The following is a 14727-nucleotide window of genomic DNA, read 5'->3' as shown; positions in this document are numbered from 1 at the left end:
TTAACAAATAAAGAAATGATAAAAAATCGGCTGTATAAAAAAAGAACCCTGGTGTCTGGCATGCCTTTACTGGTACTTTGCCTGCTGACCCTTATGTCTTGCAATAAGGATTTTGAAAATAAAATTGACTTGTCTGCCAAGTCAGATAGTCTTACCGGATATAGAGCGCCAAAAGTACTTTACATCATCGTGGACGGAGCAAGGGGGGCAAGTGTTAATGCGACAAAGGCGATTAGAGTCCCTGATCTGGAAGACAATTCCCTTCAGAGCTATGCTTCTGTAAGTGATGAGAGCGGATTGCCCGCCACTACCTGGGCAGACATGCTAACGGGCGTGAAGAAAAATAAGCACAAGGTGACTAAAGCTGATTTTTCAGGCAATAACCTGGCTAACTATCCCATGTTCTTTAAATACATCAAAGATAAAAATGCCAGTCTGCGTACAGCTGCTTTTGCTTCGACCCCGGTGTTCAGTACAAATCTGGTGAGCAATGCAGATGTGAACTTAAGTTTTAATAACGATGATGCAGCTGTAAAAAATGCGGTAATCAATGAATTGAAGGAGGAAAAGGCAACGGTCGTACTTGCCGAGTTTAGCGGCGTAGACCGGGCAGGTAAGCAATATGGTTATGATGCAAGTGTGAAAGCTTATAGTGATGCTATTTATCAGACTTTTGATGACATCAACGAAATGGTTAATACGTTGAAACAAAGAAAAAGCTATGAAGCTGAGAATTGGCTGATTGTTGTAGCTTCTAATCAAGGTGGAAACTTCAGCATTCCACCAGCACAAAATGACGGTTCTTTATTTAGCAATCCATTGTTAAACAGCTTTACGCTTTTATACAATTCGAGGTTTAGTTATCAGTTCTTCTCAAGGCCAAATGCTGCAGCTGTTCCTTACGAAGGGAAGGCGATCGTTTATAGCTCAAAAACCATATTCGGAACAATCCCTGTGAGTGAGTCTGCAATCTATAATTTTGGGACTACCGGAGAATATACTGTTCAGTTAAAGATGAAGCTTTTGAAAAGAGGTGATTTAAATCCGGCAATCATTGCTAAATCTGACAATACCGCCAATTCAACAGCCGGCTGGTCATTCATATTGAGTAACGGTTCTGTCAACTGGAGAATGCAGCTTGCAGGAACTTCGGCAACAGGACCTGCGCTTGACCTGGACACCTGGTATACCTTAACTGGTAAACTTTATATGGATGGAACTACCAGGCGTATGAAGGTCTTTACAAATGGGGTGTTAAACAGTACAGTCGCTCAGGCAGCAAACGGTACTTCAACCACAGCTCCCTTAAATATTGGCTATTCTCCTTCTTATACAACCGGTAATGATGCATCTAAATTGATTACTGATGTACGGATTTATAATACAGCGCTTTCAGATGATTACATCGCTGCTAATTATTGTAAAACGGACGTGAAACCTACTGACGTTTATTATAAAAATCTGATTGGCTACTGGCCATCTATGGACGGAATAGGAAACCAGTTAATGGATCATAGCCCTAGTAAAAGAAACTTTACACTAACGGGAGCCTATTCCTGGACACCATTTAATGAATTGAGTGAAAACCTTTGCTCGGACCTTCCGGATGATATTTATACCCGGATGCCTAACGGTATTGACATTCCCAGTTTCATATTCGGATGGATGGGCATACAATCTTTGGGTTTAAACCTGGATGGTAAAACCTGGGTGCCTACCTATAGAAGTATTAATCCTTAAACCTGAGCAAAGATGAAGAAGATAGTTAACAGCACAATTGCTTTAGCCCTGATTGCCCTGGTAGTGGGCTGTACAAAAAATTATGGAGTGATGTATCCTGATGGTACGACTGATGGAAATCACCCCAAAGATACATTTGATTTGGTATTAGACACATCGATGTCTAAAGTTGATAAGTCGCAGTTTAATGCCGCCAGGGTTTTTCCCGGCATGGTAGGCGTTGAAGAGCCCAGACTTAAGGATTATAAGGTGACATTGGATCTTGACTATATCCAGGTTAGATCAAGTGACCTGAGGATCAGTGTGGTTCCGCAAGGTTGGTTTAGTACCGGAACGTACGCGGCCCCCGGAGAGCTCGTCACCATCAAAGTGCCGGCTGATACTTACGGACTGGCGGTACAGGTTGGGGCACATGATGATAATCTTACGGGTTTATCACCATTGCAAAGGGCACCAATAATTTATACCCGGCTGCAGTTATTCCCAGGTATAAATTATGTACGGAACCTTTTTGGGGGTACAATTTTTATTATTCCCGACAGGCCACTTGGTCGTAAGGTAGACCTGTTTTTTAGCGGGGCGGTTAAGTCACCTGATTTTGTATTGGGTGAAACAACAGATGCGGAATGGAAGGCCATGGTTGCGAAAACAAAAGTACCCTGGTTTGAACTGCGCAGCAAACGCATGATTTTTACACTTCCAACAGAAAAGCTGGTTAAGTTTCCTATAGAAAGTCCTACAGCTTTGATGACGGCCTGGGATGAAGAAATTCTGCACAGTTACTGGGAATGGTATGGGCTGTCTGAAACTACGGCAGATGTAAGAAACAGAAATCCAACATTGCCATGGAGAATCGTTCACGACATTCAGCCAAGTGTGGGTGCGCAGCATTCCGGCTATCCTGTGGTTGCGACAGCAAATGAAAATTATTATAAGCAGGCGGTTACGCTGAGCCTTGTGGTTGGTTCTAACTGGGGGACTTATCACGAGATTGGGCACAATATGCAAATGGGATCAACCTGGAGTTGGTCGGATTTAGGGGAAGTGTCGAACAACCTCTTTTCGTTAAAAATCACCAACAGACATGGATATAAGCACAGCAACCTTTATCGTGCTATGCCTGCAGCAATTGCTTTTGCATCAGCTACGAATACAGGAGGAAATACAAAACTATTTAGTAGTGCCAGTAATGACGCCCGCATGGGGTTCTTTATTCAGGTGTTTGAAAAATATGGGTATGATTTTATGACTTACCTCTGTACAGAAGCCCGTATGGCAAGGTTTGGAGCCGGAAACGATCAGGATAAAAAGGACTTTTTTTACGAGCGCCTTTCGGAATGGACCAAAAAAGATATGGAACCTTTTATGAAGCAGTGGGGACTATATGTGAGCAGTGTTTCAAAAAATAAGATTGCCGCGAAATTTCCATTATTAACCGAGCAGGTATGGTTGTTCGATCCAAGTAAATAAACGCGTATATAAATTCATAGTCATGAAAAATATAAAAAACTCTACCAACAGACTGAACACTTTAATTGTGGCTACCATTGCAATGGTAGTAGTGCTGTTCTGTCTGCAAGGTTGTAAAAAGTATTTTGATCCGCCCTACGTGAATGAAGAGCCACAGGACGCATCGAAAAAAAGAAGAAAAGTTTTACTTGTTGTCATTGATGGAGCCACAGGTGCAGAGGTTAAAGCGATAGCTCCACCAAAACTGACGGCAATGCTGAACAATAGCAAATATAGCTGGAATGCACTTTCGGATTTTATACCAAGTGATGCCGGAACATGGAAAAACATCATGACAGGAGTAGGTGTTGGTAAACACGGTATCATAGATGATTCATTTGATGTACCACCCAACGATGATGGTCATGAACATGACGCTGCCACTTCCTGGCCAACACTGATCGAAAGGCTGCAGGCCTCAGGCAAAATCCGCCGTACTTCGGCGATTACACCATGGACTCAACTGGATAATAAATTAATGATTTATGCAGACCAGTCTATCGCCGTATCAAATGATCTTGCCGCGAAAGACACGGCTATTGTTAAACTGAAGTCGGTAAGTGACGATCTTGTCATTGTTAACTTTAATGAGGTGAACAAGGCAGGTCAAAGCTTCGGGTTCTCCGCAAATGTTCCTGAATATAAAGATGCGATATTAAAAACAGACGGCTACATTGGTGAATTGCTTGACGTAATTAAAGGTAGAAAAACTTATGGCGATGAAGAGTGGCTTGTGGTAGTGACCTCTACCCATGGAGGTACAGGTAAAAGCTTTGGTGATATCGCTAACCGGGAACGGGAGAGAAATGTGCTGACCTTGTACTACAATCCCAGCTTCAAGTCTCAGGAAATCGTTCCTCCGGTAGCGCTGGATGGGGTGAAGTTTACAGAAAGCGGAATAACCGCTAAACTGCCACTAGCAAATGCCGCTTTATATGATCTTGGTTTAACCGGAGGATATACGTTAGAATTCAGATTAAGAATTCAGGCTTTTGGAACTCAGAATTCTACCATATTCTTTAAATCTAATAGTCCTGCAAACAGCAATCCGGGATGGTGGTTCATACACAATGGTTCAAATGGTACCTGGAGATTTGGAATCAGAAGGGCTACAGGAGGTACAGCTAAAGCTGTAAATACGGCTGATCTGAGAGCAGTTCCTGCAATGGTGATTAACAAATGGTATACACTGGCGGCTAGAGTTTATATGGAGGGAAGCAAGCGTTTCGTTGTCCTTTTTCAGGACGGTGTAAAAGCTTCAGCACCTTTGGAAATTACAGGCGAGGATATCACTGCTCCAGCAGATCTTTTTGCAGGCTGGAAAACTGGCTTTGGTAACAATACCAACCAAGCCATTTCGAACATTCGTATCTGGAACACGGCGTTACCGGAAAGCAAAATTCTGGAAGATGCATGTGCTGATGTGGTCAATTCATCCGATCCATATTATGCCAATCTTATCGGGTACTGGCCATGTAACGATGGGCTATCTCATTTTAAAAATTATAGTCCGCTGGCTGAAGGGAAAGATATGGAGTTAACGGGTAATTACATCTGGGATTTCCTGGAGAAACCAACCTGCGGTACACCAGTACCAATTCTTCCCGGCCAATTCGCCTTGAGAAATACAGACATCGCCGCCCAGTTATATTACTGGTATGGTGTTACCATAGAAGACCGATGGAAGCTTGATGGTAAAGTTTTCCTATCCACTTACGAATCTGAGTTCATTAAATAGCGTTTCAATATGAAAAAAATATATAAATCATTTCAGCTGTTATTGCTACTTGTAGTGGTTCTGGCCTGTAAAAAGCTGGCTACAGACTCCATGGAAGTCGTTCCGGTTTTAAAAGCGGCGCTCAGTGTTTCTGTGGTTAACGACGACGATCAGTTGCCCGTAGCGGGAGTTAAAGTTATTGTCAGTCGCAAAATATCACCTAAGGGAGATTACGTACAGATCGATACAATCCGTACCAATGCCTCGGGACAGCTCATCATGGAGCTTCCTTATCCTAATTATTTAAAAATAGATGTTGATACAACCTATTACCATAGCGGTGCACAGGAGTTAGAATTTGCAACCGAAAGTGGTGGGAAAGTAACCTTACATACTACCCCAAAATTTGGGATGGCACCGCTTGATATTACGGTGACTGACAAAGCAAATGTCGCCTTGCCTGGTTTTGCTCTGGCAATAGGCAGTCGTGCACCCGGGCAGACTGTTTACCTATCCACCGGATCGGAAAATGCCGATGCATCAGGTAAGCTCATTGTATCTCTTCCATATCCGAATGAGGTACGTGTAGTCGTTGGGGATACCATTAAGTATTTCCCAGATACTCTTAAAACCAATCTCAAAAATGTGAGAGGTGAAAAGCTTGTATTAAAAGCGGAATTGAAACCTTTGACTGTGCCAGTAGAAATTACCGTATTAGATAAGGATAACAGCGCGCCTCTGGCAAATGTAAGTATAGCTATACAACAGAAGCTAACAGGAGAGGTGGCGTTTAAAGATATTGGACTTACGGGAACTACTGATAAAGATGGAAAGCTGGTCCTCAATGCACCATACTCCGGAGAAGTGAGGATTTATACGGCAGACGACCTTTATAATTTGTCCGCTGAGGTCATAAGCAGAATGGCCTATGAAAGAAACAGAACAGTTACACTGCTCTCAAAGGCGTTGACCCCCACTGCTCAGGTTGAAGTCAGCGTACTTGATCAAAGTAATTCGCAGATTCTGCCAGGCATTAACGTTAAAGTAAGCTATAAGCGGACAGGCCAAACTGTATTTACAGCAATAACCACTTCGGCAACAGACGAAGATGGTAAATTAAAAGTAAGTGTTCCTTTCTCAGGGGAAATGCAGTTTGAAGTGGTCGGCGATCCATACTTTTCGGATAAAACTGTGATCGCGCAGAATATTGGTTCTGCAGCGAAAAATGTAAATCTGTCATTAACTTCAGGTACTGCGAAATATGCTGAACCTACGCTTGCAGATTTACAGATAACTACGCTTAAACTGAATAATACCATATCACTTGCCAGTCCAACAGATGTTGTACCTGACAAGCGTGGCAACATTTACATCTGCGATCAGAATAACAATAGAATTGTACGGGTGAGCCGAACCGGGAATACCACTGTTCTTGCAGGAAGCGGTACAGCCGGCACGACAGATGGCGCAGGTACAGGTGCAAGCTTTAATAAGCCTTGGGGACTTGCCTTGGATGATGCCGGAACTACACTGTATGCTTCAGATAACAGTGGACACAAAATCAGGAAGATCAGCATTAACCCCTCAACTATGGTTGCTACAGTTACCACTATCGCAGGATCCGGTGCTACAGGTACTGCTGATGGAAACGGAACTGCGGCGACGTTTAACAGACCTGCAGGACTTGCGCTAGATGAAACTCAGGGCTTTTTATATGTTGCGGACTATGCAAACAACAGGATCCGAAAGATTGCGTTAACTGCTGGTAATGCTGTCACTACATTATCTTCAAGTGTTGTTTATAATCCTGTTGCAGTTGCCTTAAACCCTGCGAAAACATTGTTATACGTGGGTGCATTCGGTAATACCTTTGAATCAACGGGAAGTCAGCTGATCAAATTTACTACAAATACTTCACCGAGTGTAAGGACTGGATTAAGAGGTAATATTGCGCCGAACTTTAACAACCCGTCAGGTTTGTTCATAAGCCAGGCAGGAAAGATATTTATCTCAAATGATCAGGCACATATGATCTCTCAGTTAGCATCAGAAGTAGCTAGCGGACAGAACGGAGCTTCTACTTTTAGCTACGTGGCTGGTTCTGAGACCTCAGTTGTGGGAAACAACAATGCAGTTGTTACCGGTACACCTGGAAATGCAGACGGCGCTGCGGCATCCGCCCGTTTTACAAATCCATGGGGCATCAAATACAATACCTATACCGGAGCATTTATTATCGCTGACCAGGGAAATAATAGCATAAGAATAATGAAATAGTCAAACACTCGCAGGCATGTAAGTACATGCCTGCTTAAACTTAAGAATATGGAACCCTACCAATACTACATTTTCCTTCTGGCTGTTGTAGATGCTTTATTGATTCTGGCTTTAAGTATAACGGATAAAACAGAATCAATAAAAAGAAAAGCTGTGGTCAGGAACTATTATAAAATCGGGAATCAATAATGAAAAGGATATTACTCACATTAACATTAATAGGCGCAGGGCTATGGTTTAGCGATGTGCAGGCGCAGGGATCCATTGCTCCCGGAACTAAAATTGAGCTAAAACACGGCAGTCACCGTATTGGCAAACGGACCGATGAGGTAATGCAAAAATGGCGTGGCTATGGTTTAGGGCAATTCATTCACTGGGGTCTATATGCAATCCCTGGGGGAGAGTGGAATGGGAAACAATACAACGGTGCTGCCGAATGGATTCGTTCATGGAATGGTATCCCGAAATCTACTTACGATTCGTTGATTTACAAGTTCAATCCTGTAAATTTTAACGCAGAAGAATGGGCCGCAACTGCCAAGCAAATGGGCGCAAAATATGTAACCATCACCACTAAACACCATGATGGCTTCTGCTTATGGCCAAGTAAGTATACTTCATACACCATTGCCAATTCCCCATGGAAAAAAGACATCATGAAACCTTTGGTTGATGCTTATGATAAAGCTGGGATAGATGTAATTCTTTATTTTTCTGTAATGGATTGGAACCATCCAGGATGGCGTTATGACATCAAAACCAAAGAGGATAGCATTGCCTTTGAAGGCTTTAAACAGTTTACCCGCAACCAGCTGATAGAACTGCTTACCATGTACCCAACTGCTAAAGGCTTATGGTTTGATGGTACCTGGGACAAATCCTGGGTAAAACAAGCCGAATTTGCAGATGAACTGGAAACAGAAATGCGCAAACTTAGACCAGGACTCATCATCGGAAGTCGTTTCCGTGCAGATGAAAACGGTAAGCGTCACTTCGACTCGAATAACGTGTTAATGGGCGACTACGAACAAGGTTGGGAACGTAAATTACCTAACAAAATAGAAGACGTGCATGGCAACGATTGGGATTGTGTAATGACTGTTCCAGAAAATCAATGGGGGTATAACAAAGCCTGGAAAGGCCACATTAAAACCGCGAATGAATTGATTGAAATGACTGCTAAATCAGTTTCTCTTGGTGGAAACTTCGTGCTGAACTTTGGTCCACAGGGCGATGGGGCAATTAGAAAAGAAGAAAAGCAATTAGCAACCCAAATCGGTAACTGGATGAAAATCAACAACGAAGCCATTTACAACTGTCAGTATGCCGGATTGGAAAAACAGGATTGGGGGTATTTCACTAAAAAAACAGGAAGCAATAAACTATACATGGTTGTATTCAATACCCCAATTTCGGGAGCTTACCGTGTAAAATTACCTGCAAAAATGGGCATTACTAAGGCATACACACTAGCTCAGCCTACACAAAGTTTAACCACAGAAGAGATTCATACCAACGAATATTTTATTCACCTTAAAAAATATGCTGGAGACCAGCCTTTTGTGATTGTTTTAGAAACGACAAGCAATGCAAAAGAAAGCGGGAATGTTTACGACAAAGCAAAAACATAAGCCCAAAACAAAATACAACACAAAGGAATACACAACACACACAAACTATGAGAAAACTATTGTTTACTGTCTGCTTACTGGCTACCACAGGTTTGGCCAGTGCGCAGCAGGCAAACGGGAACAAGGTGCAGATGAAAGAGCTGATTGATGAGCAATTTAGATTTGCCGAACAGCAATATAAAGTGCTCGCTAAAAATGTCCCGGCGCAGGTAATGCCCAAAACTTATAACCCTAAAACCAATAGGGTTGAAACCAGTGATACCAAATGGTGGACCAGTGGTTTTTATCCAGGGGCATTGCTTTATATTTATGAATATACTAAAGACACTGCCACATTAAAAGAGGCGGAAAATCGCCTGGCAATATTAGAGAAGGAAAAACACTATACAGGTAATCATGATTTAGGTTTTATGATGTTTTGCAGTTTTGGCAATGCTTACCGCATCACTAAAAAACCGGTATACATACCGACAATTGATACGGCTGCTGCTTCGTTAATTACACGTTACCGTCCCAATGCAAAAGTGATCCAATCCTGGAACTCCAGTAAAAAATGGAAAGGACCTGTGATTATCGACAACCTGATGAACCTCGAATTATTAGCCTGGGTAACTGATCATGGTGGTGATGCTAAATATAAAAAGATCGCGATTAATCATGCCAACACCTCAATGAAAAATCATTTCAGACCAGATTACAGCTCGTATCACGTGGTGGATTATGATATGAAAACTGGAGCTGTAGTTAAAAGAGGAACTGCTCAGGGCGCATCTGATTCTTCGGCTTGGAGTCGCGGGCAAGGTTGGGCTTTATACGGTTATACCATGATGTACAGATTTACAAAAGAAAAGCGATATTTAAATCTGGCAAAGAATATTGCCTCTTTTATATTGAACCATCCAAATATGCCTGCCGATAAAGTTCCTTACTGGGATTTTGATGCCCCTGGTATTCCAAACACTTACCGGGATGCATCAGCGGCTGCTGTGATTGCATCAGCCTTGCTGGAGCTTGGACAATATACAGGAAAGGAAGATGCTAAGATTTATATTGATGCTGCGGGGGAGATGATCTCCTCATTGTCGTCTGATGCTTATCGTTCTAAAGCGGGGCAAAATGGAGGTTTTTTACTGATGCATAGCACAGGCGCATTACCGCTTAGATCAGAAATAGATGTGCCGCTAACCTATGCCGATTATTATTATTTGGAGGCATTAATGCGTTACAAAAACTGGTATTTATAGAATAATTATATGGAAAGAAGAAAATTTATAGGTGCTTTCTCATTGGCCGGAATTATTGGTGCAATGAGCCCCAAAAATATTTTGGCTGCTACTGATCAAACCAAAGTATCAATAGGGTATGCTGGGAATGATCGCGAGTATTGGTGGAAATTGCTAAATAAAATTGCCAGTCCTGTCGTAATCAATTTGGCCAACGGCACATTGATCAAAAATATGCCAGTTGAAAAAGCACCTACATTTGATTCGCGCTCGTTATCGGTAACTTATCTTGAAGCAGTGGGTCGTACTTATGCCGGAATTGCCCCTTGGTTGGCTTTACCCGATGATGAAACCACAGAGGGAATAGCAAGAAAAAAGCTAAGAACAGATGCGATAAAAGGTCTAAACAAATGTTTTGCGCCCGGTAGTCCCGATGCGTTAAACTTTGCCAAGGACTATCAACCAATTGTAGATGCCGCTTACCTGGCTCAATCTTTTTTAAGGGCACCAAAAGCATTGTGGGAGCCGCTCGAAGCAGAAACAAAACAAAGAATCATTACTGCCTTTAAATCTTTAAGAAACAGAAAGCCGTTTAAAAGCAACTGGCTATTATTCGGCTCGATTACAGAAGCTTTTTTACTTTCCGTTGGAGAAGATTATAATGCGGAACGCTTAAATGAAGGGCCTAAAAAATTGAATGAATGGTATAAAGGTGATGGCTGGTACGGCGATGGTCCGAACCTTGCCTTTGATTACTATAACTCTTTTGTAATCCATCCCATGATGGTGGATATCCTTGCAGTGATGGCAGATAAAAAACTGGTTGAACAGAAAGTCTATGATCTGGCTTTAAAACGTATGCAACGTTATGCTGTAGGGCAGGAGCGAATGATCTCCCCAGAGGGAACCTTCCCGCCGATTGGCCGATCTATTACTTACCGTACCGGTGCTTTCCAGGCGCTTAGTCAAGTTGCATTGATGGAAAAATTGCCAGAATCTATTAAGCCCGCTCAAGTGCGTTGTGCACTGACTAAAGTGAAACAGAACATGTATGGCACACCGGGGACATTTGATAAAAAAGGCTGGTTACAGCTGGGGTTTTGTGGCCACCAACCTGAAATAGCAGATTATTATACTTCAACCGGAAGTTTATATATGGCAACACTATCTTTTCTGCCATTGGGATTACCGGCTAGTCATGAATTCTGGACTGCCAAGCCAGTGGCCTGGACAAGTAAACGCGCATGGGGTGCTGAGGCTTTTGCGAAGGATTACCATGTAGATTATTAATAATGTAATACAAGAACTGTTTAACTAAACAGTTCTTGTAAATCTCTATCGGCCGTAGGTATCTTTTTGAGGAAATCATCAAACCCCGTATTTTCCTGTGAACTATACATTCCGTAGGCGTCCATGATATATCCGATTTGTCCCTCCTTATCTTCTAACAAATAAAGAACAGCATTGTCTGCGGGATCGGAATCCCCTTCAAAACGATATGTTTTGATAATGGTTAAATCTTCTGGACTATAAATTTTCAGATCACTTTGCATTTTGCCGTGGTCAGTCATTTTTATTTCTTTGTCAAGGCCTTTAGTCCTCAATTTCTCTAAAATCTCACTCAGTGTATTCATTTCCATAGGATGTTCCATAATGTTATGTTTCTTTTATATAAGAACAACGCTTAGGTCAAATGGTTTGTCACAATCAATTTCAGGAACGGACAGGAAAGCTAACTCATAATGTCGGAGACGATGCGGCATAAAAAAAGGGATATAACAATCGTTACATCCCCTTTTAAGTATATTATAGAGCTAGGCTTACAAAGAAAAAGCAGCTTTTACTTTATCTACAAAATCCAATTTCTCCCAAGTAAACAGCTCAACACTAACTGTTTTAGTTTCACCGTTTGGCGTTTTGAAAGTTTTGGTTACAGTTTCTGGCTTGCGGCCCATATGCCCGTAAGCAGCAGTTTCGCTATAAATAGGGTTTCTTAATTTTAAGCGTTGCTCGATAAAGTAAGGGCGCATATCAAATATATCCTCTACGATTTTAGCAATCTCACCATCAGTTTTGTTCACTTTGCTTGTTCCGTAAGTGTTGATATAGATACCCATTGGTTTAGCTACACCGATCGCATAACTTACTTGCACCAGAATTTCATCAGCAACACCTGCAGCAGCAAGGTTTTTAGCGATATGACGAGTAGCATAAGCAGCACTTCTATCTACCTTACTTGGATCTTTTCCAGAGAAAGCACCACCACCATGTGCACCTTTACCACCATAAGTATCCACGATAATTTTACGGCCTGTTAAACCAGTATCGCCATGTGGACCACCGATTACAAATTTACCGGTTGGGTTAATATGGTATTCAATTTTATCGTTAAAGAAATGCGCGTATTGAGGGTATTTGGAAATGATTCTTGGAATTAGGATATCAACCAGGTCTTTTTTGATTTTGGCTAGCATTGTCGCTTCCTCAGCAAAATCATCATGCTGCGTAGAAATTACAATTGCAGCAATGCGTACTGGTTTGTTATCGTCTGAATATTCAAGAGTTACCTGAGATTTTGCATCTGGACGTAAATAAGTGATTTCCTTGTTCTCACGTCTTAAGATAGCCAATTCCTGTAGCAAAGTATGCGACAAGTCTAAAGCCAAAGGCATATAATTTTCAGTTTCAGTGGTAGCATAGCCAAACATCATTCCTTGGTCACCAGCACCTTGCTCTTCTTTACTACTTCTATCTACACCTTGGTTGATGTCTTGTGACTGCTCATGGATAGCCGAAAGGATACCACAAGAGTTGGCCTCGAACATATATTCGCTTTTGGTGTACCCGATTTTACGGATAACATCTCGCGCAATTTGTTGTACATCCAGGTAGGTAGTAGATTTTACTTCGCCAGCTAGAATTACCTGACCAGTGGTAACTAATGTTTCGCAAGCTACTTTTGAATCTGGATCAAAAGCCAGGAAGTTATCGATTAGCGCATCAGAAATTTGATCCGCAATTTTATCAGGATGTCCTTCGGAAACAGATTCTGATGTAAATAAATACGACATTTTAAATAATTAATTTAAATAGTAAACAATTACGTAAAATGGAAGTTGATCCTGCAAAACAGGCAGTAAAATGAAGTGTATGACAGGTTAGCACTTTTTTTTACGTGGTTGCAATCCCGCTATTTTTACATAGCATCGCAAATCAGTCCACTTTAATGCTGCAAAATTACACTATATATTTAAATAGTCAAAAAATATCGATTATTTTGTATTCTAATAAAGCGCGAAGACCTTGTCAAAATTAAATATTTTATTTATCATAAACCCAATATCGGGAGGGAAGAATAAGTTGAAAATTCCTGCACTGATAGATGCTCATCTGGATCGGGCGAAATTCAATCCGAACTTTGCATTTACTGAATATGTTGGCCATGCCGCCGAAATAGCAGAAGAAGCTGCGAATAAAAACTTTGATGTGATTGTTGCTGTTGGTGGCGATGGAACAATCAATGAAATCGCAGCAAAAGTGATGCAACAGAACAAAATACTTGGTGTTTTGCCTTTTGGATCAGGAAATGGTTTAGCCAGGTTCTTAAAAATACCGATGAATACGGTAAAAGCGATAAAAGTCATAAATAACTGTAAAGTATCGGTTATTGATACTGCGACATTTAATGAGAAGTGCTTTTTCAATATGGCCGGTATGGGTTTTGATGCCCATATCAGTTCGGTGTTTGCCGGAAATAAAAGCAGGGGATTAAGTGGATATGTAAAATTGGGTTTGCGAGAAATGTTTAGCTACAAGTCCCAAACGTACCAGATTACTGTTGATGGGAAAGAATACTCGCGCAAGGCATTTGTGATTAGTGTTGCCAATTCTTCGCAGTATGGCAACAATGCACATATATCTCCAAAAGCATCGGTAACCGATGGATTGCTGGATGTTTGCATTGTTAAGGAGTTCCCGTTGTACAAACTTCCTGTATTGGCTTATCAAATGCTGCGGTTAAAAACCGATAACTCTAACCTGGTAGAAATTATTAAAGGAAAAAATATATACATCAGTCGGATAAAGGAAGATGCGATACATATTGATGGAGAGCCCTATTTTATGGGGAAAGAAATCGCAGTGTCTATTAACCCTTTGTCTTTAAATATCATTACACCTGATTATGAAGCCTAAAAAGAAAACGCTAAGCGACTTAGGTGGGATCATGTACTCGACAGATCCATCTTTTGTTTATGAGGAAGAAAATGCGGAACCAGCTGAAGCTTTGGCTAACAATCAGCAAAATTTACGGGTGATGCTGGACAAAAAGAATCGTGGGGGAAAGGCCGTAACATTGGTCACAGGATTTGTTGGGAGCGATGAAGAGTTGGAAAAACTGAGTAAAATGCTGAAGACCAAATGTGGTGTAGGAGGAGCGAGTAAAGACGGTGAAATTCTAATCCAGGGCGATTTTAGAGATAAAGTGCTGTTATTGCTTCAAAAAGAAGGCTTCAAAGTAAAAAAATCAGGTGGATAAAAACGTTTTCTGAAATCGTTTTAAATCATTGATAATCAGCTAATTCGTGTTAGTGTATCGGCGACAATAAGTAAATTTTTTCGGGCGAAATGA

General features: G+C 41.4%; 12 protein-coding genes. 10 read left to right on the top strand and 2 right to left on the bottom strand.

Annotated features, from left to right (window positions below):
- Positions 1 to 15 precede the first annotated feature (15 nt).
- Genes BLS35_RS04195 through BLS35_RS04165 form a run of 8 tightly spaced genes read left to right on the top strand, consistent with a single transcriptional unit; the run spans position 16 to position 11387 of the window.
- The gene (locus tag BLS35_RS04195; protein ID WP_132226091.1) at positions 16 to 1740 is read left to right on the top strand and encodes a LamG-like jellyroll fold domain-containing protein; all 1725 of its coding nucleotides are present in this window, start codon (positions 16 to 18) and stop codon (positions 1738 to 1740) included.
- Between the two features lie 12 nt (positions 1741 to 1752).
- Entirely contained in the window at positions 1753 to 3210 is a 1458-nt protein-coding gene (locus BLS35_RS04190) for a M60 family metallopeptidase (RefSeq protein WP_090778097.1), read from the top strand.
- A 22-nt stretch (positions 3211 to 3232) separates the two neighbouring features.
- On the top strand, positions 3233 to 4987 hold the full coding sequence (locus BLS35_RS04185) for an alkaline phosphatase family protein (protein ID WP_090778095.1): 1755 nt from the start codon (positions 3233 to 3235) through the stop codon (positions 4985 to 4987).
- 9 nt (positions 4988 to 4996) lie between these two features.
- Positions 4997 to 7243: an SMP-30/gluconolactonase/LRE family protein gene (locus BLS35_RS04180; RefSeq protein ID WP_090778093.1), complete on the top strand. Its 2247-nt coding sequence runs from the start codon at positions 4997 to 4999 to the stop codon at positions 7241 to 7243.
- Positions 7244 to 7291: 48 nt separating this feature from the next.
- Positions 7292 to 7432 (top strand): hypothetical protein, encoded by a 141-nt coding sequence (locus BLS35_RS27660; RefSeq protein WP_165973448.1) that lies wholly within the window; start codon positions 7292 to 7294, stop codon positions 7430 to 7432.
- Positions 7432 to 8874, top strand: coding sequence for an alpha-L-fucosidase (locus BLS35_RS04175; protein ID WP_090778091.1), 1443 nt, complete (start codon positions 7432 to 7434; stop codon positions 8872 to 8874). The genes BLS35_RS27660 and BLS35_RS04175 overlap by 1 nt, the downstream gene beginning before the upstream one ends.
- Before the next feature lie 47 nt (positions 8875 to 8921).
- Positions 8922 to 10118, top strand: coding sequence for a glycoside hydrolase family 88 protein (locus BLS35_RS04170; protein ID WP_090778089.1), 1197 nt, complete (start codon positions 8922 to 8924; stop codon positions 10116 to 10118).
- Between the two features lie 9 nt (positions 10119 to 10127).
- A complete protein-coding gene (locus BLS35_RS04165; protein ID WP_090778088.1) occupies positions 10128 to 11387 on the top strand; it encodes a DUF2264 domain-containing protein in 1260 nt (419 codons plus the stop codon).
- A 20-nt stretch (positions 11388 to 11407) separates the two neighbouring features.
- Here the strand turns inward: BLS35_RS04165 and BLS35_RS04160 are convergent, their stop codons facing one another.
- Positions 11408 to 11749 (bottom strand): hypothetical protein, encoded by a 342-nt coding sequence (locus BLS35_RS04160; protein WP_090778087.1) that lies wholly within the window; start codon positions 11747 to 11749, stop codon positions 11408 to 11410.
- Positions 11750 to 11917: 168 nt separating this feature from the next.
- A complete protein-coding gene (metK, locus tag BLS35_RS04155) occupies positions 11918 to 13168 on the bottom strand; it encodes a methionine adenosyltransferase (protein WP_090778085.1) in 1251 nt (416 codons plus the stop codon).
- Positions 13169 to 13400: 232 nt separating this feature from the next.
- On the opposite strand from metK, the gene BLS35_RS04150 reads away from it, so the two are divergent.
- Together BLS35_RS04150 and BLS35_RS04145 are read left to right on the top strand one after the other, a co-directional pair.
- The gene (locus BLS35_RS04150; RefSeq protein WP_090778083.1) at positions 13401 to 14291 is read left to right on the top strand and encodes a diacylglycerol/lipid kinase family protein; all 891 of its coding nucleotides are present in this window, start codon (positions 13401 to 13403) and stop codon (positions 14289 to 14291) included.
- Entirely contained in the window at positions 14281 to 14634 is a 354-nt protein-coding gene (locus BLS35_RS04145) for a translation initiation factor (protein ID WP_090778081.1), read from the top strand. The genes BLS35_RS04150 and BLS35_RS04145 overlap by 11 nt, the downstream gene beginning before the upstream one ends.
- The last annotated feature ends 93 nt before the right edge of the window (positions 14635 to 14727 follow it).

It is taken from the genome of Pedobacter sp. ok626, from assembly GCF_900100435.1.
Lineage (GTDB): Bacteria > Bacteroidota > Bacteroidia > Sphingobacteriales > Sphingobacteriaceae > Pedobacter.
This window is presented reverse-complemented; position numbering and strand designations above follow the sequence as displayed.

What these genes read in the sequence shown, in the direction of transcription:
- BLS35_RS04195 (WP_132226091.1), top strand. Translation starts at nt 16, where the DNA reads ATGATAAAAAATCGGCTGTATAAAAAAAGAACCCTGGTGTCTGGCATG.
- BLS35_RS04190 (WP_090778097.1), top strand. Translation starts at nt 1,753, where the DNA reads ATGAAGAAGATAGTTAACAGCACAATTGCTTTAGCCCTGATTGCCCTG.
- BLS35_RS04185 (WP_090778095.1), top strand. Translation starts at nt 3,233, where the DNA reads ATGAAAAATATAAAAAACTCTACCAACAGACTGAACACTTTAATTGTG.
- BLS35_RS04180 (WP_090778093.1), top strand. Translation starts at nt 4,997, where the DNA reads ATGAAAAAAATATATAAATCATTTCAGCTGTTATTGCTACTTGTAGTG.
- BLS35_RS27660 (WP_165973448.1), top strand. Translation starts at nt 7,292, where the DNA reads ATGGAACCCTACCAATACTACATTTTCCTTCTGGCTGTTGTAGATGCT.
- BLS35_RS04175 (WP_090778091.1), top strand. Translation starts at nt 7,432, where the DNA reads ATGAAAAGGATATTACTCACATTAACATTAATAGGCGCAGGGCTATGG.
- BLS35_RS04170 (WP_090778089.1), top strand. Translation starts at nt 8,922, where the DNA reads ATGAGAAAACTATTGTTTACTGTCTGCTTACTGGCTACCACAGGTTTG.
- BLS35_RS04165 (WP_090778088.1), top strand. Translation starts at nt 10,128, where the DNA reads ATGGAAAGAAGAAAATTTATAGGTGCTTTCTCATTGGCCGGAATTATT.
- BLS35_RS04160 (WP_090778087.1), bottom strand. Translation starts at nt 11,749, where the DNA reads ATGGAACATCCTATGGAAATGAATACACTGAGTGAGATTTTAGAGAAA.
- metK (WP_090778085.1), bottom strand. Translation starts at nt 13,168, where the DNA reads ATGTCGTATTTATTTACATCAGAATCTGTTTCCGAAGGACATCCTGAT.
- BLS35_RS04145 (WP_090778081.1), top strand. Translation starts at nt 14,281, where the DNA reads ATGAAGCCTAAAAAGAAAACGCTAAGCGACTTAGGTGGGATCATGTAC.